The following is a 22,444-nucleotide window of genomic DNA, read 5'->3' on the forward strand; positions in this document are numbered from 1 at the left end:
CGCGGCATCCCGGACGCGGTCGTTCGCGCCGTCTCACTTGGCGTCCGAATAACGCTCGACCGTCGCCGTCGTGAAGGGAAACCGCACCGGCGTCTCCCCGAAAGCGATACGGCCCGCGAGCTCGCCGGCCTCGCGGATCGCCACCGCCACCTCCGCCGCCTCCTCCCGCGGGCAGTGCACGATCACCTCGTCGTGCTGGAAGAAGACCAGCTCCGCCCGCATGCCGGCGGTCGCGCTCCGCAGCGCCGCCAGCATCAGCAGGGCCCAGTCGGCCGCGCTGCCCTGCACCACGAAGTTCCGGGTGAAGCGCCCCCGCGCACGGGCGTTCGTCGACGCGTACCCCGGTGTGAACTCCCCGTCCCCGGGCGCCACTTCGTCGGACTCCTGCGGAATCCCCGCCTCGCCGACGTCCTCCGACCCGGCCGCCGGCGGGCTCGTCCGGCCCAGCCACGTCCGTACGAGCCTGCCCTCCTCGCCCGCCCGCGCCGCCTCGTCGACATACTCCACGGCCCGGGGGAACCGTCTTCGCAGAGCGGCCAGATTCTTCAGCCCGTCACCCGACGTCTGCCCGTAGACCGCGCCCAGCAGCGCCAGCTTCGCCTGTCCGCGATCGCCGGAGAACGCCCTGTCCGACAGCACCTTGTACAGATCGTCGTCGTGTCCGGCGACCTCCATCAGCCCCCGGTCGCGCGAGATCGCCGCCAGCACCCGCGGCTCCATCTGGTCCGCGTCCGCCACCACCAGCCGCCAGCCCTCGTCGGCGACGACCGCGCCCCGTATCACCCGGGGGATCTGCAACGCGCCCCCTCCGTTGGTCGTCCAGCGGCCGGAGACCGTACCGCCCGGCAGATACTCCGGCCGGAAACGGCCGTCCCGCACCCAGTCCTGGAGCCAGCTCCAGCCGTGCGCGGTCCAGATGCGGTACAGCTTCTTGTACTCGATCAGCGGCGCCACCGCCGGATGGTCGATCCCCTCCAGCTCCCACCGCCGCGTCGACCGCACCTTGAACCCGGCCTTCGTGAACGCCTTCACCACATCCGCCGGCAGATCTGGCCGTACGCGCCGTCCGAACGCCTCCGAGACCCGCTCCGCCAGCTCGGCCAGGCGCCGGGGCTCGCCCCCGCCCGCGTACCGCTCACCCAGCAGCTCGTCCAGCAGCGCACGGTGCACATCCGCCCGCCACGGCAGCCCGGCCTCGTGCATCTCCCCGGCGACCAGCATCCCCGCCGACTCCGAGGCCGTCAGCAGCCGCATCCGGCCCGGGTGCTCCGCCGCCCCGTGCCGCCTCTGCTGCTCCGCGTAGACCTCAAGCAGCCCCTCGAACGGCACGTCCGCGCCCGCCTGCGGCTCGAAGAGCGACGACTGCGAGCCCGGCTCGGCGGCTCGCTGCGGCGGATCCGGCGGTACGGGGCCTTGCCGCAGCCGCGCCCAGGCCGCGGCCGCCGACCGGGGCTCCCCGAGCCGCCCCTCGTGGCCGAGCAGCAGCGACTCCGCCGCCTCGATGTCGTAACACCGCTCCACCCGGATCCCGGCCGCCAGCAGCCCGGGCAGCAGCTCCGCGCTGGACCGCCACACCCAGCGCGTCACCTCGGGCAGCCGGGCCCGCACCGCCTCGACGAGATCGGGCTCGCGCAGCACGGGACCGGCCGGGCGCGCGTCCGCGCCCAGCGGCGCGAGCCACGCGCCGCCGCCCTCCGCCGGGGCCAGGGCCCACCGTCCGGTCATGATTCCGAGTCTCCCAGCAGGGTCTGACAACGGGCCGGAGCGGAACCGACCCGGGCGGAACGTTTCGAGAGGCGGACCGGCCGGTACCCGGAGACCATTGAAATGACTCATACATGATGAAACTTGACGAATCACACCGGCTCTGCCCAGGAGGCAGCGAGGAGCGCCCCGCGACGCCGGTGGGTTCGTACTTGGTTCGTACTTACGGAGGCCGAGATGCAGGCGATCGTTTTCAACGAGTTCGGCGGTCCTGAGGTGCTTCAGCTCAAGGACATCGAGCAGCCGGAGCCGGGGCCCGGCCAGATCCGCGCGTCCGTACGGGCGGCGGCCGTCAACCCGGCCGATGTGAAGATCCGCAAGGGCTGGATGGCGGAGGTCATCCCGACGCGGTTCCCCGCCGTCCCTGGCACGGAGTTCTCGGGAGTCGTGCACGCCGTCGGCGACGGCGTCATCGGACTCTCCGTGGGAGACGAGATCCTTGGCTGGTCCGTGGGCGGCGCCTACGCCCAGTACACACTGGCCGGCACCGTCGTGCCGAAGCCGGCCGGGCTGAGCTGGGACGTGGCGGCGGCGCTGCCGGTCGCCGGCGAGACGGCCCGGCGGGTGCTGGACGACCTCGCCGTCAAGGAGGGCGAGACCCTCCTCGTCCACGGCGCGGCCGGATCGGTCGGATCCATGGCGGTCCAGCTCGCCGCGGCGCGCGGCGCGACGGTCATCGGCACCGCCTCACCCGCGAACCACGACTATCTGCGGCTGCTCGGCGCCACCCCGGTGACCTACGGCGAGGGCCTGGTCGAGCGTGTCCGCACCGCCGCGCCCCAGGGCGTCGACGCCGTCTTCGACACGGCGGGCAAGGGCGCGCTGCCCGACTCGATCACCCTGCGCGGCGGCACGACCGAGCGCATCATCACGATCGCCGACCCGACGGCGGCCGAGCACGGGGTGCCGTTCTCTGCGGGCGGTTCACCCGCGGAGGAGAGCCGCGCGGCCCTTGCCGAGCATGCCCGTCTGGCGACGGACGGCACGCTGCGGGTCCTCGTGGCGCAGACCTACCCCCTGGCCGAGGCGGCGCAGGCGCAGACGGCGAGCGACTCGGGCCACACGCGCGGCAAGCTGATCATCAAGCCGTGAGCCGAGACGTCCCCCGGGGGCGATGGCGGGGGCGGTCGCGGGCACGGTCGCAGGGAGCCGGCTCTCACTGTCGATGATCTGTCGGCCGCCCGTCGGTCGCCGCCGTGAGTCTTGGGGTGAGGGGACGACGAGGGGACGACGAGGGGCGACGAGGGTGCTCCGCGCGTGGGCGGCCGAGACCGCCGGTGGCCATCCGGCCGACACCGCTGTCGCCCCGCGTCTGTGGGACCTCGGCCGCGAGGCGACGGGCGTCGACCCGGGCCTCGGGTTCGGCCTCCGCGCGGGTCTCGCGTGAACGGTGCCCGCGCGAGGGCGTCCGGGCGATCCGGGCCCTACTCCAGCTCGCGTATCACCCGCGCAGGATTGCCGACCGCCAGAACCCCGGCCGGCAGATCCTTCGTGACCACCGACCCCGCGCCGACCACGGTGTTCTCGCCGATCGTCACTCCGGGGCAGACGATCACACCCCCGCCGAGCCAGACGTTGTCGCCGATGGTCACGGGCGACGCCCGCTCCCAGCCCGCCCGGCGACGCTCGGTGTCGAGTTCATGGGTCGGCGTCAGCAGCTGGACGTTGGGTCCGATCTGTACGTCGGAGCCGACCCTGATCGGCGCGGGGTCGAGGAAGACCGCGCCGAAGTTGATGAACGTACGGGCGCCGATGCTGATGTAGGTGCCGAAGTCGCAGTTGAACGGGGGCCGGATCCGTACGCCCTCACCCACCGACCCCAGCAGCTCGCCCAGGATCCGCTCACGCCCCTCCGCGTCGGGCAGCCCGCGCCCGCTCGTCCCGTTGTACGCGGAGCACAGGTCCGCCCGCCGCCTGGACTCCGCCTCCAGCTCCTCGTCGTCCGGCAGATACCAGTCGCCCGCCAGCATCAGTTTCTTGTTCACGCCCATGCGCGTCCCCGTCCTCTCGTCGCGAGTCCCACCACGGTAGGGCGGTGCGGCGGATCGTGTACCGGAACCCCTCCTACCTGTGGACAGACGAGCGACCGTGCAGGTAGTGCAGTAGTTCGATATGCACAGCCTGTGGATAAGTCGCCTTCTGGGACCATGGACGGCGGCCCGTCCCCACGACGGCGACGGCCGTTCGGTCGAAGCACGACGGCCGTTCGGTCGGTCGAAGCACGACGGCCGGTCGATCAAGGAACAAGGAGAGACGGCTCCATGCCAGGTCCAGGTCCACGTTCAGGTCCAGGTGCGGCAGGCGGGCCACACGCGGCCGGCGGCTCGGCCACCGGCTCGGTGGACCGCGCGTTCACCGCCGCGCTCTACGCCGACCCGGAGACGGACGGCGGCCGGGGCCTGGACACCGGCGCCTCGTTCCTCGCCGCCGACCCGGCGGCCGACGCCGAGCTGCGCCGCCGGGGCGAGCAGTTCCTGCGCCGGGCCTGGGAGCGCGGCTGGCAGCCCGCCGATGTCGTACGGCTCGTCCGCCGCGACCTCGGTGAGACGCACGTGCGTCTCACCGCCGAGCTGATCGCCACGGAGGCCCTCCGCTACGAACGGGTGGCCCCGCGCTGGCAGGCCCAGCTCACGGAGATCGCCGCGGACCTGGAAGCCGACCGCAGGGCCGGGACGGCGTCCCGGCCCGCCGACCGCTTCTCGTACGCGACCACCACGCTGGAGCTGTACCGGCTGCTCCTCGGGCTCCCGGCGATCGAGGCCGTGGGGCCGGTCCCGGGCACCCCCGTCCATCTCCCGGCGGCCGACGGCGAGCCGCGCATGCTCACCCGTATCCGGGCCCTGCTCGCCAAGGCGGAGGGAACCGACTTCCCCGAGGAGGCCGAGGCGCTGAGCGCCAAGGCACAGGAGCTGATGGCCCGGCACAGCATCGACGAGGCGCTGCTCGCCGACCGCGCGCACCGGGGCGACGTGCCGGCCGCCTGCCGGATCGGGGTGGACGCGCCGTACGAGACGGCGAAGGCGATCCTGCTCGACGCCGTGGCGTCCGCCAACCGCTGCCGTTCGGTGTGGAACAGCGCTTTCGGGTTCTCGACCGTAGTCGGTTTTGAGCCGGATTTGGAGGTGGTCGAGCTGCTGCACACCTCTCTGCTCGTGCAGGGGACGGCGGCGATGACCCGTGCGGAGGCCGGACAGCGGGCGTCGGGGCGCAGGCGGACGAAGACGTTCCGGCAGTCGTTCCTCATGGCGTACGCGCATCGGGTCGGCGAACGGCTCGCGGCCGCCGCCGAACAGGTCACCGCCGACGCCGCGGGCGCCGAAACCGCTGGTGAGGGGGGCGACGGGGGAGGGCGGTTGCTGCCTGTCCTGGCCGCACGGGAGGTGGCGGTCGCCGACCGCGCGGAGCGGATGTTCCCGGAAACGGTGCGGACGAGGGTGCGCGGCGTGACCGACGGCGAAGGGTGGGCGCACGGCACGGCGGCGGCGGACCGGGCCCGTGTGTCCGGCTCGGGCTCGGGCCGGGGCATCGGCTCGGGCTCCGGCTGAGACTCCGCCTTCGCTTCCGGTTCCACTTGGCCCTCCGGACGGGCGACACCTCCTCATAAAGAGGGCGCCGGGTTGAGGTAACCCGACGCCCTCAGGAAGAGAAAGCGGTATCCGTCACGGCACCTGAATATCGGTCGGCAGCCCCTCGGGCAGTTCGCCCGGTTCCGTCTTCGCGAGGCTGTCCTTCGTGCCGCCCTCCCAGGAAAGCACCAGTTTCTTCCCGTCGTTGGAGTCGATGGACCCCATCGTGCGGTCGGTGTTCCCGTCGGCGCACTTGAGCGAGAGCATCGGCTCTCCGCCCATGTCCTGGACGTCGCCCTGGCAGATGTGCTCCCCGGCGATGAGAGCGACCTGGCCCTCCTTGACGGACAGGGCGACAGCCTTTCCGTCCGTCATTCCGGCCCAGGTGCCTTCGAGACCTCCGGCGGTGTCGCTGGTGGCCGGGGTGGATTCGTCGGGAGTGGCGGCCGGTTCGCTCGTGGCCGGCGCGCTGGAGCCCTTGTCCTTGGCGGAGTCGTCACCGCTGTCACTGTCGCCACAGCCGGTGAGAGTGAGGGCGACGACGAGTCCCGCCGTCGCGACGCTGGATCGTACGATCTTGTGCATGTGCACGTCCCCCTTCGGTTCTCAAGACCGCGCCAAGCTACCAGGGCGGCCGTGACACATCTGGGTCGTCGAGTTCCGGACGAGTCCGGGAAACGGTGGCACCGAAAGGGCTTTCCGTTCGTCTCAATGAATGAGGCATACGTTCGTAAGCCTGTAGTCAAGGGAACACCCCGCGTGCACGTGCATCTGCTCATGCATTGGCATGTGAACACAGCTATGATCCGAGCTAGTTGACACCTGCACCATGCAACTCGGGGAGCGTCCTGTGCACCACGCGTACAACGGCATGGCGGCCACCGAGCTTCACGGAGTCGTCTGGCAGAAGAGCAGGCACAGCAATTCGCAGGGTTCCTGCGTCGAGTTCGCCAAACTGCCGGGCGGACATGTGGCGGTCCGGAATTCACGCCACCCCGAAGGACCCGCCCTCGTGTACACCCGGGCCGAGATCGTGGCCATGCTGGCGGGTGTGAAGGACGGGGAATTCGATCATCTGACGGCCTGAGAGCGAGCCCTCACGCCATTCGTCACCGGCCGCCCGTCCGTCGGCCGTCCCTCACCCAGCGGCTCGCCGTCAACCGTTCGTCCCCAGCCGCCCGCCGTCATTCGGCGGGCAGCCGGAACAGCGCCCAGACCACCTTGCCGTGCAGTGAGCCGGCGAGCGGATGCCAGCCCCACGTATCGCTGAACGACTCCACGAGGAACAGCCCTCTGCCGGACTCCGCGGAGAAGTCCTCGTCCGACTCGCGCGCGGTGGGACCCGCGTGGCTGGGGTCGCGCACCGCGCACACCAGCCGGGTCGTCCAGCGCATCAGATGCAGCCGTACGGGCGGTTCCTGGGCTTCTCGCGGCGTGTCCGAGGGGAGGGCGTGCCGCAGCGCGTTGGTGACGAGTTCGGATACGACCAGCGCGACGTCGTCGAACCGGTCGTCGAGTTCCCACTGGCAGAGTGTCGCCCGGGTGAACTGCCGGGCCCCGCGCACCGCCTCGTAGCGGGCCGGGAGCGCGCACGACGCCGAGCTGGAGACGGCCGCGGGATCGATCGGCGGAAGCCCCTGCCTTAACGGCTCGAGCACGGTCGATCCATTCGTCCCCATGCGAGGCACTCCCCGGGATTCGCGGCCGTAGCGATACTGCGGTGGTACAGCGTCACAACACGTCAAACACGAACGAGCACGCAGGTGCGGCGAGGACCATGGTTCCCAATGCGTAGAGCAGATGCAAGGGCAGATGCACGTGCACGTGCCCGACTTGGCCTGAGATGTTACCTTCCGGTTTATTTCTTCTGTCGACCACTTTCTCCCTCTTCCCAAAGGCTTCTCATTTCTGTAATCGAATGAGTACGGGGTGATGCGTTTGATGGCACAATCCGGCTCTCAGGGTTCGGGGGTGCTCCGGGGTTGTCGTAGGCGAAATAGTGGGAGATGGACCGTATGGGGAGGGTTGGAGACGTGACCGCAGTCGAACCGGGCGGATCCGTGGTGCGGCGCATACTGCTGGGCTCGCAGCTGAGGCGGCTGCGTGAGTCGCGCGGCATCACTCGCGAAGCGGCCGGTTACTCGATCCGCGCGTCGGAGTCCAAGATCAGCCGTATGGAGTTGGGGCGGGTGAGTTTCAAGTCCAGGGACATCGAGGACCTCTTGACGCTCTATGGAGTCGCCGACGAGATGGAGCGCGGGTCCCTGATCGGTCTCGCCCGTGAGGCCAACGTCGCGGGCTGGTGGCAGAGCTTCGGCGACGTGCTGCCTGGCTGGTTCCAGACGTACATCGGCCTCGAAGGCGCGGCCTCACTGATCCGGATCTACGAAGTCCAGTTCGTGCACGGCCTGCTGCAGACCGAGGCGTACGCGCACGCGGTCGTCAAGCGCGGCATGCCGAACGCACCCCAGGCGGAGATCGACCGCCGCGTCGCCCTGCGCCAGGAACGCCAGAAGGTGCTGGTCTCAGAGCGGGCGCCGCGCTTCCACGCGGTGCTGGACGAGGCGGCGCTGCGCCGCCCGTACGGCGAGCGTTCGGTGATGCGCGGTCAGCTGGCCCATCTCATCGAGGTCTCGGAGCATCCGACGGTCACGCTCCAGGTGATGCCCTTCAGCTTCGGTGGGCACGCGGGCGAGAGTGGCGCGTTCACGATGCTGCGCTTCCCCGAGTCGGACCTCTCCGATCTGGTCTATCTGGAGCAGCTCACCAGTGCGCTGTATCTGGACAAGCAGGAGGAAGTCACCCAGTACGAGCGGGTGATGACGCGGCTGCACGAGGACAGTCTCGGCCCGGCCGAGAGCCGTGACCTGCTGAGAGGTCTGCTGCAACTCTCCTGAACGATCTGTGATCGACCGAAGTCGACTGCGAATGACCGTGAATGACTGAGAACGGCCGCGATAGGCCGAAGGCGGGGAGTCGCACAGTTATCGACGCCGAGCGTCCTCGAAGGCCCTTCACTCTGATGCCACGTAAGTATGATGACGTGACATCAGTTTTCCGGTTCTGAGGTTAGGGATCATATGTCCTTCTTCGCCGAACTCGACCAGCAGTACATCGACGGCGAGTGGCGGCCCGGCAGTGGCTCGTGGGACATCATCGATTTCAACCCCTTCAACGGCGAGAAGCTGGCGTCCATCGCGGTGGCCACCGCCGACGAGGTGGACCAGGCGTACCGGGCCGCCGAGCGCGCCCAGGTCGGCTGGGCGGACACGAACCCGTACGCCAGGCGACGCGTCTTCGAGAGCGTGCTGCGCATCGTCGAGGACCGCGAGGAGGAGATCACCGAGGCGATCATCGCCGAGCTCGGTGGTACGCGCCTCAAGGCGGCGTTCGAGCTGCGTCTCGCCAAGGAACTCCTGCGCGAGGCCATCCAGCTCACGCTGCGCCCCGAAGGCCGGATACTGCCCTCGCCGGTGGACGGCACGGAGAACCGGGTCCACAGCGTCCCCGTCGGTGTGATCGGTGTCATCAGCCCCTTCAACTTCCCGTTCCTGCTGTCGCTCAAGTCCGTCGCGCCCGCGCTGGCGCTCGGCAACGCCGTCGTACTGAAGCCGCACCAGAACACGCCGATCTGCGGCGGGTCCCTGGTGGCCAAGGTCTTCGAGGACGCGGGCCTGCCCGCCGGACTGCTGAACGTCGTCATCACCGACATCGCCGAGATCGACGACGCGCTCATCGAGCACCCGATACCGAAGGTCATCTCCTTCACGGGCTCCGACCGGGTCGGCCGGCACGTCGCCGTCGTCTGCGCGAAGCACTTCAAGCGCTCGGTGCTCGATCTCGGCGGCAACAGCGCGCTGATCGTGCTCGCGGACGCGGATGTCGACTACGCGGTCCACGCCGCGGTCTTCAGCCGGTACGCGTACCAGGGCCCCGTCTGTATGGCGGCCAACCGCATCCTGCTCGACCGGACGGTCGAGCGGGAGTTCACCGAGAAGTTCGTCGAGAAGGTCAGGACGCTGACCGTCGGCGACCCGGCCGACCCGGCGACGGTCATCGGCCCGCTGATCAGCTCGCAGCAGGCCGATGTCGTCGAGGCGCAGGTCGTGGAGACCATCGAGGCGGGCGCGACCGCTCTGGTGCGGGGCAGGGTCGACGGCAATCTTGTCTCACCGACCGTACTGACCGGGATCGCCGCCGACTCCTCCGTACTGAGGCAGGAGATACTCGGCCCGGTCGCGATCCTGCTGCCCTTCGACAGCGTGGACGAGGCGGTCAGGATCGCCAACGACACGCGGTGCGGTCTGAGCGGCTCCATCCACACCGGCGATGTCGAGCGCGGCGTGCGCGTCGCGCGGCGGATCAACACCGGCATGATCCACATCAACGACGGCACGGGCCACGGCGAGCCGATCGTCCCCTTCGGCGGCGAGAAGCACTCCGGCGCGGAGTGGCTGAACGCCGAGTCGATGGTCGACGCCTTCACCACCCAGAAGTGGATCTCCGTCCAGTACGGCCGCTCCACCTTCCCGTTCTGAGAGACCGGGGCGCCGTGCGGGGACGCCCCGGGCCGCGCTAGGGCTCTTCGTGCTCCAGTGACTCCAGCAGCTCCCCGGCCCGTTTCCTGTCGTCGCTCAGCTCCTCCCGCTCGTCCTCCGTGAGCTCGACGGCGGCGGCCCGGCCGAGGAGGCCGCGCGCCTCGGCGATGTGGTTCAGACGCTGGGCGACGTCGCCGCGCAGGACGAGCAGCCGGTAGAGCTGTACGGCCGTCGGCGCCGGGCCCTCGCCCGACCCGGCCTGCTTGAGGGCGTGGTCGAGGACCTTCGACGCGGCCCCCAGATCCTCCTTCGAGTCGGCGAAGACGACCCCCAGATGCAGGGCGCGCGCGTAGGCCTCCTTAGGAGGGGGCTGATAGTGCCCGTCGCTCTCCACGTCGTTCGGCTGTCCGATCCTGATGGTGTTGCCGCCCGGGTCCGTCATGAGGAACTGGCGCACGCCGTACGACATGTCCTTGACCGGACCGATCCGGGGCAGCCCGCGGGTCGGGACCTTCCCGTACGCCGCCTTGAGCCCGGCCCGGAAGGCGCTGTGCATCCCGTCGACATCGTCGGTCAGCACGTAACAGCCGCTGAAGGACTCGGTGGGCTCGTACTTCTTCATGCCGAAGAACTGGAGTTCCACCGAGCCGCGCTCGACGACCACATAGGGATTCGGGCTCTTCTGTATGAAGGTGATCTCGAAGCCGAGTGCGGTGTAGAAGTCGGCTACGGGTTGGATGGTCTGACACGGGAGGAGCGGAATGGTCTTCTCTGCCATGTCGAGTAGTCTAGTCAAAGTTGAATAGAAGGGTACGGCGATGTCAGCGATCCGGCTGCTGGTCCTCGGCGCGGTGCGCCAGCACGGCCGCGCGCACGGCTATCAGATCCGCAACGACCTGGAGTTCTGGGGCGCGCACGAGTGGTCGAACGCCAAGCCCGGCTCGATCTACCACGCGCTGAAGCAGATGGCGAAGCAGGGCGAGCTGCTGGCGCACGAGGTGGCGCCGAGCACCGCCGGCGGCCCGCCGCGCACGGAGTACGAGCTGACGGAGGCCGGGACCGAGGAGTACTTCCGGCTGCTGCGGGAGTCGCTGGTCGCCTACGACCAGAAGATGGACGTGCTGTCGGCCGGTGTCGGCTTCATCGTCGACCTGCCGCGCGCCGAGGCGGTCGAGCTGCTGAAGGAGCGGGTCCGGGCGATCGAGGAGTGGCGGGCGTCCGTGACCGAGCACTACACGCCCGAGGACGGGCCCGAACAGCTCGGACACATCGGCGAGATCATGAATCTGTGGATCGGCCAGGCCGACTCCGGGGCGGAGTGGACGCGCGGGTTCATCGAGCGCATCGAGGCCGGCGCGCATGTCTTCTCGGGTGAGGGCGACCCCTTCGTGGGAGTGCTCGCGGAGGGCCAGGAGAACCCGTACGCGACGCGTGTCCCCGCCGAGGGCGACGACGAGTGACCGCCGCAGCGCCGCGGCTCACCTGATCGGCCTCTCTCCCGATCGACCCTCCTAATCAAGTTTGACTAATCGCTTTCCCCGGTTTACCTTTCGCGCTGTAGTCAAGTTTGACTACGTAGTGCAGGGGCTGGAGGCGAAGACATTGACCGACGCGACGGACGCGATCGTCATGGAAGGCGTACGCAAGCGGTACGGCGAGAAGTCCGCGCTGGACGGGCTCGACCTCACGGTGGCGCGCGGCACCGTGCACGGGGTTCTGGGGCCGAACGGCGCGGGCAAGACGACGGCCGTACGGGTGCTGGCGACGCTCCTGCGGCACGACGAGGGCGTGGTACGGGTCGCGGGCCACGACGTCCGTACGGAGGAGCGGGAGATACGCCGGCGGATCGGGCTGCTCGGCCAGCACGCGGCGGTCGACGAGGAGTTGAGCGGGTGGCAGAACCTGGACATGTTCGGGCGGCTCCACCATCTGGGCGCCCGGCGGGCGGGGGCGCGCGCCGACGAACTGCTGGAGCGGTTCGGGCTCGCCGACACCGGACGCAAGGCGATCAAGCAGTACAGCGGGGGGATGCGGCGCCGCCTGGACCTGGCGGCCTCGCTGATCACCGACCCGGCGGTGCTCTTCCTGGACGAGCCGACGACCGGACTCGACCCGCGCGGGCGGGCCGAGGTGTGGGCCTCGGTGCGTTCGCTGGTCGGCGGAGGCACGACCGTACTCCTGACCACGCAGTACCTGGACGAGGCCGACCAGTTGGCCGACCGGATCTCGGTCGTCGACAGGGGCCGGGTGATCGCGGAGGGGACCGCGGACCAGCTGAAGGCGAAGGTCGGCGGTGACCGGATCGACATCGTCGTGCGGGACGCGGGCCAACTGGCCGCGGCGGCGGGGCTGTTCGGGGGCGAGGCGACGGTGGACGAGGACCGCCGGCTGGTCGGCGTCCCCGCCCCGGACCGGATGGCGGCACTGACCAGGGCCGTGCGGGCGCTGGAGGAGGCCGGCATCGAGGCGGAGGACGTCATGGTGCGCAGGCCCACGCTGGACGAGGTCTTTCTGCAGCTGACGCACCGTACGAAGGAGGGCGAATGAGTACGACGAACGCGACGGTCCTCGTCGACAGCTGGACGATGACGCGGCGCGAACTGGCCCACTGGCAGCGGCAGCCGGTCCAGGTGGTCGTCGGGCTGCTCTTCCCGGTGATGCTGCTGGTGATGTTCGGCTATCTGATGGGGGCCGGGCGCGGCGTCGAGGGGGAGTACATCGGCTTCCTCGTCCCCGGGATGCTGGCGCTGACCATGGTCTTCGGGCTCGAGTCCACGATGCTGTCCGTGACCCAGGACCTGGGCAAGGGGGTCATCGACCGGTTCCGGTCCATGCCGATGGCGCCGTCGGCGGTGCTGGTCGGGCGGAGTGCCGCGGACATGTTGCAGTCGGCGCTGAGCCTGGTCGTGATGATCGTGGTCGGTTTCGCGCTCGGCTGGCGCTGGGACGGGGGAGCCACGGCGCTGCTGGGGGCGATGGGACTGCTGCTTCTGCTGCGGTTCTCGATGCTGTGGCTCGGCATCCACCTGGCGATGGTGGCGGGCAAGCCGGAACTGGTGCAGGCGGTGCAGATCCTGGTCTGGCCGATCGGTTTCTTCTCCAACGCGTTCGCGACGCCGGGGTCCATGCCGGACTGGCTCGGGGCGGCGGTCGAGTGGAACCCCCTGTCGGCGACGGCGGCCGCGGTACGTGACATGGCGGGCGTACCGGGCCAGTTGAGCGGCTCCTTCGCGGCGGAGCACGCGTATCAGCTCGCGGTGGCGTGGCCGGTGGTGCTGATCGCGCTGTTCTTCCCCCTCGCGGTACGACGCTTCCGCGGCTTGAGCCACTGACCGCCTCCCGACGGGCGGGCGGTCGGGCGGTCCGAGGGCCCGGCGGGGCCGGTTGACGGGTCCCCGCCGGGTGGAACCTTTCCGGGGTTCGCGGTGTATCAGAGGCGGAACCGCATGCGGCGCGACGTGCGCCGCGGACCTCGGGGGGATTCATGCGTTCGATCTTCACGGCCCTGCGCCGGTCAATGGTGGAAGGCCGTCGCCTTCGACCTGTCCCGGTCCAAGGGCTGGGGCTGGCGTCGCAGTTCGGGCAGCAGCAGCCGCAGATCCGCGAGCAGCAGCGCGGAGAGGTCGGCCGAGAATCCGTTGCGGCACACCACGCGCAGGACGGACAGATCCTCGCGGTTGGCCGGGAAGGTGTAGGCGGGCATGAGCCAGCCGTGCTCCCGCAGGCGCCGCGAGACGTCGAAGACGTCGAAGTTCGTCACGTGCGGGGCGGTGGTGAAGGCGAAGACGGGCAGTTGGTCGCCGCGGGTGAGCAGACGGAATTCGTCGATCTCGCCGATCCTCCGGGCGAGCGAGCGGGCGACGTCCCGCGTCGTCTGCTGGACGGCGCGGTATCCGTCCCTGCCGAGCCGCAGGAATGTGTAGTACTGGGCGACCACTTGGGCGCCCGGGCGCGAGAAGTTCAGCGCGAAGGTGGGCATCTCGCCACCCAGGTAGTTCACGTGGAAGACCAGGTCCTCGGGCAGTTCGGCGGACGTGCGCCACAGCGCCCAGCCGACGCCCGGGTAGACCAGGCCGTATTTGTGCCCGGAGGTGTTGATCGAGGAGACACGCGGGAGCCGGAAGTCCCAGACGAGGTCCTCGTCGAGGAAGGGCGCGATCATCGCGCCGGAGGCGCCGTCGACATGGACGGGGATGTCCAGTCCCGTGCGCTCCTGGAGGGCGTCGAGGGCGGCGCAGATCTCGGCGACGGGTTCGTAGGAGCCGTCGAAGGTGGAGCCGAGGATGGCCACGACGCCGATGGTGTTCTCGTCGCAGAGATCGGCGGCCCCCTGCGGGTCGAGGTGGAAGCGGTCGCCCTCCATGGGAAGGAGGCGCGGCTCGACCTCCCAGAAGTTGCAGAACTTCTCCCAGCAGACCTGGACGTTGACCCCCATCACGAGATTGGGCCGGGCGCCGCCCGGATAGCGGTCCCGGTTCCTCGCCATCCAGCGCCGCTTCAGCGCGAGCCCGGCGAGCATGCACGCCTCGCTGGAGCCGGTGGTGGAGCAGCCGACGGTGGCGGACGGGTCGGGGGCGTTCCAGAGATCGGCGAGCATCGCGACGCACCGCCGCTCCAACTCGGCCGTCCGGGGGTACTCGTCCTTGTCGATCATGTTCTTGTCCCGGCACTCCCCCATCAGCACCCCGGCCTGCCGCTCCATCCAGGTGGTGACGAACGTCGCCAGGTTGAGCCGGGAGTTGCCGTCCAGCATCAGCTCGTCATGGACCAGTTGGTAGGCCGTGGACGAGGGCATGGGGCCGTCGGGCAGCCGGTGCTTGGGCGGGGCGGACGACATCCCGCCGACGGGGTCGGCCTCCCCGAAGAAGGGGTTGAGCGACAGTCGGCGAAACTCCCGCAGCTCCTCCACCGATACGTCCGCCGGGCCACCCGCGCTGCCCTCGGGTTTCTCCTTGCCGCTTCCCAGTCCCATCGGTTTCCCTGTCTCCCGTGGTCTCTCGCGTCGGCGGACGAGACGTCAGGCGCGACGATACGGACAAAACGGCCACCCGGCTCGCCGGGCGTGCGTTCGGGGTGTCCGGCCGGCCCCGGTCAGCGCAGCGCGGTGCCGTCCGCGTCGAGCTGCATCTTCGGGCGGCCCGTCACCAGCAGCCAGGCGGGCAGGGCGGCCACGCACAGCAGCGGGAGCAGATCCGGGTCGGCGGCGAGCACGGCCGCGGTGAACAGGCTCAGCCATCCCTGGCGGGTGAGGGCGAGCAGTATCCCGAGCACCCCGCAGACGACCCCCACGGTCGGATGCACGGCCGGCACGAGCGCGTGGGCGCACAGTCCGAGCGCGACGCCGACGAAGACGGCGGGGAAGATCCGGCCGCCCCGAAAGCCGCACGCCGTCGCGATCGTCAGCGCCGCCATCTTCACCACGGCCATCAACGCGAACCGCCCGGCCGACCAGCCGTCCGGGTGCGCCGCGAGCGTCTTCACCTCGTCCAGGCCCTTGAAGAGGGTGAGATATCCGCCGAGCGCCCCGAGGAGGCCCAGCAGCAGCCCGCCCGCGGTCAGGGCGAGTACGGGACCCCGCAGACGCCGGAAGGCGCTGTGGGCGTACGGGAGGGCGTACACGGCGGCCATACCGAGTGCCGCGGCGAGCGGTGCGATCACAAGGGCGGCGAGGGCGTCGCTCCAGCGGGCGCCCGGATGGTCCGGCAGGGACAGGTCGAAGGAGGGCCGGGCGATCAGCGCGGTCATCAGCCCCGCGGCACCGGCGGCGATCAGCGGGCCGAAGAGCTTGTCCCAGAGCGAGCCCGGCCCCGGGCGGGTGGCGAAGGTCTCCGTGAGGATCAGCGCGGCGGCCACGGGCGTGCCGAAGAGCGCCCCGATCGTGCCGGCCGCCGCCAGCGAGACCCAGAGCGCCGCCGGGGTGCCGGGCGCGATCCTGTGGCCGAGCCAGCAGGCGAGCGCGATGTTGGCCGCGGTGATCGGGTTCTCCGGCCCGAGACTCACCCCGCCCGCCAGGGCCAGGACGGTGGCGAGCAGCAGGCCCGGTACGACGCCGGGCGGCACCGGGGGGTCCACGAGCCCCGTTGTGGCGGGGTCGGGTCCCGCGTGCCCGGGCACCTGCCGTACGACCAGACCCACCGCGAGCCCGGTCGCCGTCAGCATCACGATCATCCAGAGCGAGGAGTGCCTGCCGATACCCAGCGCGTCGGGGAGTGACTGCCAGAGCACGTCCTCGAACTGCTCCGCCAGCTCGCTGACCCCGAGCAGGACGAGGCTCGCGACCACACCGACGACCAGGGAGGGGAGGATCAGCGGAAGGAGCGCGCGCCCGGAAGGGGGCGTGGAAGCGGACGGAGCGTCAGTGGCCACGCGCATACCGTAATGGCGTAAATGCGGCAAAGCGCTCCCGCGAAAGAGAGCTTGCACCTCACGTGGCGTGAGGATCCAGGCTGATGCCGTACCGAACACCACCGGCCCACGAGGACCGGTGGACGGCAGGGAGCGGGGAAGGTCATGAGCTATTCCGTGGGGCAGGTGGCGGCTTTCGCCGGAGTCACGGTGCGCACGCTGCACCACTACGACGAGATCGCGCTGCTCTCCCCGGGCAGCCGCAACCACGCGGGCCACCGGCGGTACGACGACGCCGACCTGGACCGGTTGCAGCAGATCCTGTTCTACCGGGAGCTCGGCTTCCCGCTCGACGAGGTCGCGGCCCTTCTCGACGACCCGGACGCGGATCCGCAGGAGCATCTGCGCCGCCAGCACGAGCTGCTGTCGGACCGTATCGCCGGACTGCAGAGGATGGCCGAGGCCGTGGAGCACGCCATGGAGGCGAAGAAGATGGGCATCAATCTCACGCCCGAGGAGAAGTTCGAGGTCTTCGGGGGCAAGGACCCCGAGCGCTACAGCGAGGAGGCCGAACAGCGCTGGGGCGGGACGGAGGGATACGACGAGACCCAGCGGCGGGTCGCCCGCTACACCAAGGACGACTGGAAGCGGATGCAGGACGAGGTCGCCGACTGGGGCGGCCGCTACGACGCCCTCATGGAGGCCGGGGAGCCGCCGGCCGGTGAGCGGGCCCTGGAGATGGCCGAGGAGCACCGGCAGCACATCACCACCTGGTTCTACGAGTGCACGCCCGAGATACACCGGGGCCTCGGCGACTCGTACGTCTCCGACGAGCGGTTCCGGGAGTTCTACGACTCGATGCGCCCGGGGCTGGCCCGGCATCTGAGGGACGCGATCCACGCGAACGCCGACCGCCGCGCGTAGCTGCCGGGGGAGAGCCGGTGTGGACCGGGGACGAAAGGCGCGCTTCGGTCCCGGTCCACTCCGATCGCGAACCGTGCGCACCGGGTGGAACCTCAGCCAGGCCCGGAGCGTTGATAGCTTTGGGCAGCCGGCACGCTGACGGCGGACGCATGACGCCGATGCGGCGACGGCCGATTTCGACGATCGACCGACTATCGACTCAGGAGCCCCGGACCTCGTGACAACCCTTGCGCTCGGACCGAGCTGGCTAGACCCGGACTATCTGATCGGGACCTTCGGCCTGATCGGCGTCCTGGTCATCGTGTTCGCCGAATCCGGCCTGCTCATCGGCTTCTTCCTGCCGGGCGACTCGCTGCTCTTCACCACCGGACTGCTGGTGACGTCCGGCACGCTCGACAGGCCGCTCTGGCTGGTGTGTGTCCTGGTCGTGCTGGCGGCGATCATCGGCGACCAGGTCGGCTATCTCTTCGGCCGCAAGGTCGGCCCCGCCCTCTTCAAGCGCCCCGACTCCAAGCTCTTCAAGCAGGAGAACGTGGAGAAGGCGCACGAGTTCTTCGAGAAGTACGGGCCCAAGTCGCTGGTGCTGGCCCGCTTCGTGCCCATCGTGCGGACGTTCACGCCGATCATCGCGGGCGTCAGCCGGATGAACTACCGGTCGTTCGTCACGTTCAACATCATCGGCGGCGTGCTCTGGGGCGCGGGCGTCACGCTGCTCGGCGCCGCGCTGGGCAAGATCGACTTCGTCCACAAGAACATCGAGATGATCCTCATCCTGATCGTGGCGCTCTCGGTGCTGCCGATCGCGATCGAGTTCCTGCGGGCCCGTTCCCACTCCAAGAAGGCCGCGGCCGCGGGCGAGAACAACGCACCCGCGGGCCCGGCGAACCCGGCCGACCCCACGACGCCCGCGCAGCACAGCCACGTACCGCAGGACTTCCAGACCCAGCAGCTCCGGGTCACCCGCGACGAGTACGGCGCCCCCCGCCCGTACGCCGCACCCGAGACGCCCGACGACCCGGAGAGCCCGCCGCGCGGACGCCACGCCAGGCGCTGACAGGCGCGGGCGCATCCGGACCCGCCGGGACCCGCCGGTCGCGGGACCGGCGGGATCAGAAGCCGCGCGTCCGCTTGGCCGCGCGGCGGCTCCCGCGCCCCGGGCCGGGCACCTTCAGGAAGAGCCGGGAGAGCTCGCCGCCGAAGTTGACGCCGATCGCGATCGCCAAGGCCAGCGCCGCGGCGGTGGACAGCGAGGCGAGCCCCTCGTTCACCCGGTTCTGCGCGAAGCCGAGCAGACCGAAGTAGGTCGCCGAGCCGGGCAGCAGCGGCCCGATCGCGGCGGTGACGTACGGCAGCGCGGACGCGAACCGGTAGCGGGAGAACAACTGCCCGAAGAGACCCACCACACCCGCGGCGACCGCGGTCGAGGCCACCGGGGAGATCCCCCCGGTGTCGTGCATCGCCCCGTAGACGGTCCAGGCCACGCCACCGTTCAGGGACACCATCAGCACGGTGGACCGTTCCTGCTGGAGCAGGATCGCGAAGGCGAAACTCAAGCACACGGCCGCGCAGATCTGGAGCACCGGCCGTCCAGCGGCGGCCTGGAGCGCCACGTCCGGGTTGAGCTCGGCGTTCAGCTGGACGCCCAGATACAGCGCGATCAGCACGCCCATCACGATCGCGATGAAGAAGTACATGACTTCGAGCAGCCGCGCGGCGGCGGTGATGTAGTAGCCGGTCAGACCGTCCTGCACGCCCGCCACCAGGGCCCGCCCCGGCAGCAGCGCGAACAGCCCACCGGTGATCACGGCCGACGGCCGGATCTCCCAGTTCGTCGCGGACGCGCCCAGGGTCAGCGCCACCCCCATCGCGGCCGGCGGCATGGCCGCGGCCACGAACTGGTAGAACTCCGGAATCCCGCGCCCCGCGCACAGCCAGGCCAGCCGGTCACCGAGCATCGCCCCGATCAGCGCCGCGAAGAAGACGACCAGACCACCGCCGACCAGCACCGAGGCCGAGCCCGCCAGCAGCCCGCTCGCACAGGTCAGCGCCCAGCCCGGATAGGGATGCCGGTTACGACGTATCTCGGCCAGCCGCCGGTACGCCTCCTCCAGGGTGATGTCCGTGTTCTCGGTGGTGATGTCGTCGACGAGCGTGAAGACGGCGGCGAGCCGGGTGTAGTCGGTGCCCCGCCTGCGTACGGTACGACTGGCGGTCACCGGGTCGTCCACCAGCGACGGCTGGTACGAGATCGACAGCAGGGTGAAGGTGACGTTCGGCTCGCAGCGGTCGAGACCGTACGCGCGGCTGACCGCGAACATCGCGGCCTCCACGTCCTCGGCCCCCTCACCGCCCGCCAGCAGCAACTCCCCGATACGCAGTGTCAGGTCGAGCACGCGCGGGACGGCCGGCTGCCCGCTCTCGTCGTGCCGCTGCACGACCTCCGCCACCGGCCGGTCCCCGACCGGCATCCGCAGCAGGGTGCGCATCCGGTCCTGCCAGGGCGCCTCCTTCGTCAGCTTGACGATGGGCACGCCCTCCGCCGGCGTGAACGCCGGAGGCACCTGGCGCGCGCGGTAGGTACGCGGCCGGTCGAAGGCCGAATGGTCCGTCTCCTGCGTGCTCTCCGGGCTCAGGCCGCGCGGAACCGCGAATTCCGAGGTGGTGCTGCCGTCCTCGGGTGCTGGTACCTGGTCCATCCCGGAGGGGGGAGTGAAGGCGCTGTGCGCCTCGTCGGACGAAGGCTTACGCTCCTCCGCCTCGTCCCGCTCGCCCACCACGTGCTCGCCCTCACTCACTCTCGTCGGTGCCGCTCCGGCACGGTTCGCACAGCAGTTTGTTCAGTATGGACACGGGCGAGAAGACGGGCGCACGCGAGCGGCGGACGGCGCACCCGAATGGTGCGCTGCCCGCCGCTCGTACGCGTCGGCTCCCGGCCCTCGGGGCCCGGCGGCCGCCGAACCCCAGTCCGTGGGAGAAAAGCCGGCGCTAGTGCGCGCCGCCCTGCGCCTCAAGGCGCTTGTAGGAGGCCTCGATCTCGGCCTCGGCCTCGGCACGGCCCACCCAGTCCGCACCCTCGACCGACTTGCCGGGCTCCAGGTCCTTGTAGACCTCGAAGAAGTGCTGGATCTCCAGACGGTCGAACTCCGACACGTGGTGGATGTCCCGCAGGTGCTCCACGCGCGGGTCCGACGCGGGGACGCACAGCAGCTTGTCGTCGCCGCCGGCCTCGTCCGTCATCCGGAACATGCCGATCGCGCGGCACTTGATGAGACAGCCGGGGAACGTCGGCTCGTCCAGGATGACCAGCGCGTCCAGCGGGTCGCCGTCCTCGCCGAGGGTGTTCTCGACGAAGCCGTAATCGGCCGGGTAGCTGGTCGAGGTGAAGAGACGACGGTCAAGGCGGATCCGGCCGGTCTCGTGGTCCACCTCGTACTTGTTTCGCGAACCCTTAGGGATCTCGATGGTGACGTCGAACTCCACGGGTGGCTCCTCCATGATCAACACAGATGTCGGTGATGCTGCTGTCGGTGATACCGCACGTCACCGGGGCCGACCCCAGGAGCGAGCAGGTTCGGCCATCGCTGGCCGGGGCACCGTGCTCATGGCAACGCGCAGTGATTAAGTGTCCCCCACGCAGCTGTGTGATCGCGAAAGGGGCTGGTCAACCGTGCTTGAGCCGAAAGTGTGGCAGCTCACGGCAGGTTCCGCCGTGTTCGGCCTGGTACTGGCGGCCGGGGCGGTGGCCATGGCCGGCCCCTGGGACTCCGGTCAGCGTAAGGCCGAGCGCGACTGGGCGGCCGCCCGGAGTGGCACAGGTGGCGCACATCACCCGGGCGGAGGCGTACGGGAGCCCGCGCCCGCGCCCAGCGCCGCCGGCGTACTCGACGAACTCGCCGTGCCCGTCGGGTCCCTGTCCGCCGCGGCCGATCTCCCCGCCGACCTCCGCGAGACGCTGGGGCCGCTGCTCGGGTCCCCGGACCTGGGACCGGCGCCCGCGGCGTCCGTCGTCGACGTCGCCACGGGTGAGGAGCTGTACGGGCAGCGCGCCGACCGGCCGATGACCCCGGCCTCCACGATCAAGATCGCCACGGCGGTCGCCGCGCTCTCCGCGCTCGGCCCCGACCACCGCATCGCCACCACCGTCGTCACCGCTCACGACAAAGCCGGTGACAGAGGCAAGAGGGACGACGACAAAGGCGCCGACAAAGGCGACGACAAGAGCGGCGACAAGACCGCCGACAAGGGCGACACGAAGGCCGACGACACCCCCGACGCCAAGGCCGACGCCAAGGCCGACGAGGACCCGACGGAGATCACCCTCGTCGGGGGCGGCGACGCCACCCTCGACCGGAAGAGCCTGCGCGCCCTCGCCCACGACACCGCGCGGGCGCTCCGCGACCGCGGCGTGCACCGCGTCACCGTCCGCTTCGACGTCTCCCTCTACTCCGGCGACCGGGAACACCCGATCGGCCCCAACGACAACATCGCGCCCGTCACCGCCCTGATGAGCGGCCAGGGCCGGCTGGACGACTCCGCCCGTGACTCGTTCGGCGGCCCGGCACCGCGCAGCGGCGACCCGGCCGGCGACGCCGCCGACGTCTTCGTCGAGCTCCTGCGCGAGGGCGGCGTCAGGGTCGCGAAGCCCCCGGCCAAGGGAAAGGCCCCCAAGGACGCCGACCGTCTCGCCGTGACGCGCTCGCGTCCCGTGTCCGCCCTGGTCGAGCGGATGCTCACGAACAGCGACAACGACATCGGCGAATCACTCGTCCGGCAGGTCGCCATCAAGGCGGGCAGACCCGCGAGCTTCGCCGGCGCGCAGCAGGCCGTCCAGGCCGAGCTCAAGAAGCTGAAGCTGCCCGTCGACGGCGCGCTCCTGCGCGACGGCAGCGGTCTCAACCGCCACGACAGGATCACCACCGGCCTGCTCACCGCGCTCCTCGCCCGCGCGGCCGACCCGGACCGGCCCGAGCTGCGGCCGGTCCTCACCGGGCTCCCGGTGGCCGGATTCAGCGGCACGCTCCGGGGCCGGTACGACGACGGCGACGCGATCACCGGCAGCGGCCTCATCCGCGCGAAGACCGGCACCCTGACCGGCGTGAACTCCCTGGCGGGCACGGTCGTCGGCCCCGGCGGACGGCTCCTGGCCTTCGCCTTCCTGGCGGAGGACGCCCCGGCCCCCGACACGGCGCAACAGGCCCTGGACCACCTTTCGGCGGAACTGGCCTCCTGACCGCCCCGGCCGCCGCACGGCGGCGGGGGCGGCCGGGGCGGCCCGGACAGAGAAACGGGCACGGGCGGGCGAGCGAC

The 22,444-nt window shown here is 70.5% G+C and carries 20 protein-coding genes and 1 pseudogene; 12 read left to right on the forward strand and 9 right to left on the reverse strand.

Annotated features, from left to right (window positions below):
* Positions 1-33 precede the first annotated feature (33 nt).
* A complete protein-coding gene (locus ACFWU9_RS15425; RefSeq protein ID WP_384318399.1) occupies positions 34-1,725 on the reverse strand; it encodes a bifunctional 3'-5' exonuclease/DNA polymerase in 1,692 nt (563 codons plus the stop codon).
* A gap of 216 nt (positions 1,726-1,941) precedes the next feature.
* Between ACFWU9_RS15425 and ACFWU9_RS15430 the strand changes: the two genes are divergently transcribed.
* Both ACFWU9_RS15430 and ACFWU9_RS15435 read left to right on the forward strand, forming a co-directional pair.
* Positions 1,942-2,856, forward strand: coding sequence for an NADP-dependent oxidoreductase (locus tag ACFWU9_RS15430; RefSeq protein ID WP_384318401.1), 915 nt, complete (start codon positions 1,942-1,944; stop codon positions 2,854-2,856).
* 154 nt (positions 2,857-3,010) lie between these two features.
* Positions 3,011-3,151, forward strand: a complete 141-nt coding sequence (locus ACFWU9_RS15435; protein ID WP_384318403.1) for a hypothetical protein — start codon at positions 3,011-3,013, stop codon at positions 3,149-3,151.
* A 37-nt stretch (positions 3,152-3,188) separates the two neighbouring features.
* Here ACFWU9_RS15435 and ACFWU9_RS15440 read toward each other — a convergent pair whose 3' ends face one another.
* Positions 3,189-3,755, reverse strand: coding sequence for a sugar O-acetyltransferase (locus ACFWU9_RS15440; protein ID WP_384318405.1), 567 nt, complete (start codon positions 3,753-3,755; stop codon positions 3,189-3,191).
* A gap of 348 nt (positions 3,756-4,103) precedes the next feature.
* Between ACFWU9_RS15440 and ACFWU9_RS15445 the strand changes: the two genes are divergently transcribed.
* Entirely contained in the window at positions 4,104-5,309 is a 1,206-nt protein-coding gene (locus ACFWU9_RS15445) for a DUF2786 domain-containing protein (RefSeq protein WP_384318407.1), read from the forward strand.
* 114 nt (positions 5,310-5,423) lie between these two features.
* Here ACFWU9_RS15445 and ACFWU9_RS15450 read toward each other — a convergent pair whose 3' ends face one another.
* Positions 5,424-5,915: a hypothetical protein gene (locus ACFWU9_RS15450; protein WP_384318409.1), complete on the reverse strand. Its 492-nt coding sequence runs from the start codon at positions 5,913-5,915 to the stop codon at positions 5,424-5,426.
* 265 nt (positions 5,916-6,180) lie between these two features.
* Here ACFWU9_RS15450 and ACFWU9_RS15455 point away from each other — a divergent pair, with 265 nt between their 5' ends.
* Positions 6,181-6,417 (forward strand): DUF397 domain-containing protein, encoded by a 237-nt coding sequence (locus ACFWU9_RS15455; protein ID WP_384318540.1) that lies wholly within the window; start codon positions 6,181-6,183, stop codon positions 6,415-6,417.
* Between the two features lie 97 nt (positions 6,418-6,514).
* Here the strand turns inward: ACFWU9_RS15455 and ACFWU9_RS15460 are convergent, their stop codons facing one another.
* Positions 6,515-7,009, reverse strand: a complete 495-nt coding sequence (locus ACFWU9_RS15460; RefSeq protein WP_384318411.1) for an ATP-binding protein — start codon at positions 7,007-7,009, stop codon at positions 6,515-6,517.
* A gap of 336 nt (positions 7,010-7,345) precedes the next feature.
* Between ACFWU9_RS15460 and ACFWU9_RS15465 the strand changes: the two genes are divergently transcribed.
* On the forward strand, positions 7,346-8,227 hold the full coding sequence (locus ACFWU9_RS15465; RefSeq protein ID WP_384318413.1) for a helix-turn-helix domain-containing protein: 882 nt from the start codon (positions 7,346-7,348) through the stop codon (positions 8,225-8,227).
* Positions 8,228-8,410: 183 nt separating this feature from the next.
* Positions 8,411-9,868 carry an aldehyde dehydrogenase family protein gene (locus tag ACFWU9_RS15470; RefSeq protein WP_384318415.1) on the forward strand — a complete coding sequence of 486 codons (1,458 nt, stop codon included), beginning with the start codon at positions 8,411-8,413 and terminating at the stop codon, positions 9,866-9,868.
* A 37-nt stretch (positions 9,869-9,905) separates the two neighbouring features.
* Here the strand turns inward: ACFWU9_RS15470 and ACFWU9_RS15475 are convergent, their stop codons facing one another.
* Positions 9,906-10,646: a bleomycin resistance protein gene (locus ACFWU9_RS15475; protein WP_384318417.1), complete on the reverse strand. Its 741-nt coding sequence runs from the start codon at positions 10,644-10,646 to the stop codon at positions 9,906-9,908.
* A gap of 40 nt (positions 10,647-10,686) precedes the next feature.
* Between ACFWU9_RS15475 and ACFWU9_RS15480 the strand changes: the two genes are divergently transcribed.
* The 3 genes from ACFWU9_RS15480 to ACFWU9_RS15490 all read left to right on the forward strand — a co-directional run bounded on the left by ACFWU9_RS15480 (position 10,687) and on the right by ACFWU9_RS15490 (position 13,200).
* Entirely contained in the window at positions 10,687-11,328 is a 642-nt protein-coding gene (locus tag ACFWU9_RS15480) for a PadR family transcriptional regulator (RefSeq protein ID WP_384318419.1), read from the forward strand.
* A 169-nt stretch (positions 11,329-11,497) separates the two neighbouring features.
* On the forward strand, positions 11,498-12,415 hold the full coding sequence (locus ACFWU9_RS15485) for an ATP-binding cassette domain-containing protein (RefSeq protein ID WP_384318542.1): 918 nt from the start codon (positions 11,498-11,500) through the stop codon (positions 12,413-12,415).
* Positions 12,412-13,200: an ABC transporter permease gene (locus ACFWU9_RS15490; RefSeq protein ID WP_384318421.1), complete on the forward strand. Its 789-nt coding sequence runs from the start codon at positions 12,412-12,414 to the stop codon at positions 13,198-13,200. The genes ACFWU9_RS15485 and ACFWU9_RS15490 overlap by 4 nt, the downstream gene beginning before the upstream one ends.
* A 182-nt stretch (positions 13,201-13,382) precedes the next feature.
* Here ACFWU9_RS15490 and ACFWU9_RS15495 read toward each other — a convergent pair whose 3' ends face one another.
* Entirely contained in the window at positions 13,383-14,840 is a 1,458-nt protein-coding gene (locus ACFWU9_RS15495) for a glutamate decarboxylase (protein ID WP_384318423.1), read from the reverse strand.
* A gap of 119 nt (positions 14,841-14,959) precedes the next feature.
* Entirely contained in the window at positions 14,960-16,234 is a 1,275-nt protein-coding gene (locus tag ACFWU9_RS15500) for an ion channel protein (protein ID WP_384318425.1), read from the reverse strand.
* Positions 16,235-16,378: 144 nt separating this feature from the next.
* On the opposite strand from ACFWU9_RS15500, the gene ACFWU9_RS15505 reads away from it, so the two are divergent.
* Both ACFWU9_RS15505 and ACFWU9_RS15510 read left to right on the forward strand, forming a co-directional pair.
* Positions 16,379-17,137, forward strand: coding sequence for a MerR family transcriptional regulator (locus ACFWU9_RS15505; RefSeq protein WP_384318427.1), 759 nt, complete (start codon positions 16,379-16,381; stop codon positions 17,135-17,137).
* A gap of 217 nt (positions 17,138-17,354) precedes the next feature.
* Positions 17,355-18,047 (forward strand): annotated as a pseudogene (locus tag ACFWU9_RS15510) (DedA family protein); the annotation flags it as partial.
* Between the two features lie 199 nt (positions 18,048-18,246).
* Here the strand turns inward: ACFWU9_RS15510 and ACFWU9_RS15515 are convergent.
* Both ACFWU9_RS15515 and ACFWU9_RS15520 read right to left on the reverse strand, forming a co-directional pair.
* On the reverse strand, positions 18,247-19,914 hold the full coding sequence (locus ACFWU9_RS15515; RefSeq protein WP_384318544.1) for a threonine/serine exporter ThrE family protein: 1,668 nt from the start codon (positions 19,912-19,914) through the stop codon (positions 18,247-18,249).
* A 208-nt stretch (positions 19,915-20,122) separates the two neighbouring features.
* The gene (locus ACFWU9_RS15520) at positions 20,123-20,617 is read right to left on the reverse strand and encodes an inorganic diphosphatase (RefSeq protein WP_003968257.1); all 495 of its coding nucleotides are present in this window, start codon (positions 20,615-20,617) and stop codon (positions 20,123-20,125) included.
* A 265-nt stretch (positions 20,618-20,882) separates the two neighbouring features.
* On the opposite strand from ACFWU9_RS15520, the gene dacB reads away from it, so the two are divergent.
* Positions 20,883-22,367 (forward strand): D-alanyl-D-alanine carboxypeptidase/D-alanyl-D-alanine-endopeptidase, encoded by a 1,485-nt coding sequence (gene dacB / locus ACFWU9_RS15525; protein ID WP_384318546.1) that lies wholly within the window; start codon positions 20,883-20,885, stop codon positions 22,365-22,367.
* Positions 22,368-22,444: the final 77 nt, after the last annotated feature.

Source organism: Streptomyces sp. NPDC058653, from assembly GCF_042716895.1.
GTDB lineage: Bacteria > Actinomycetota > Actinomycetes > Streptomycetales > Streptomycetaceae > Streptomyces.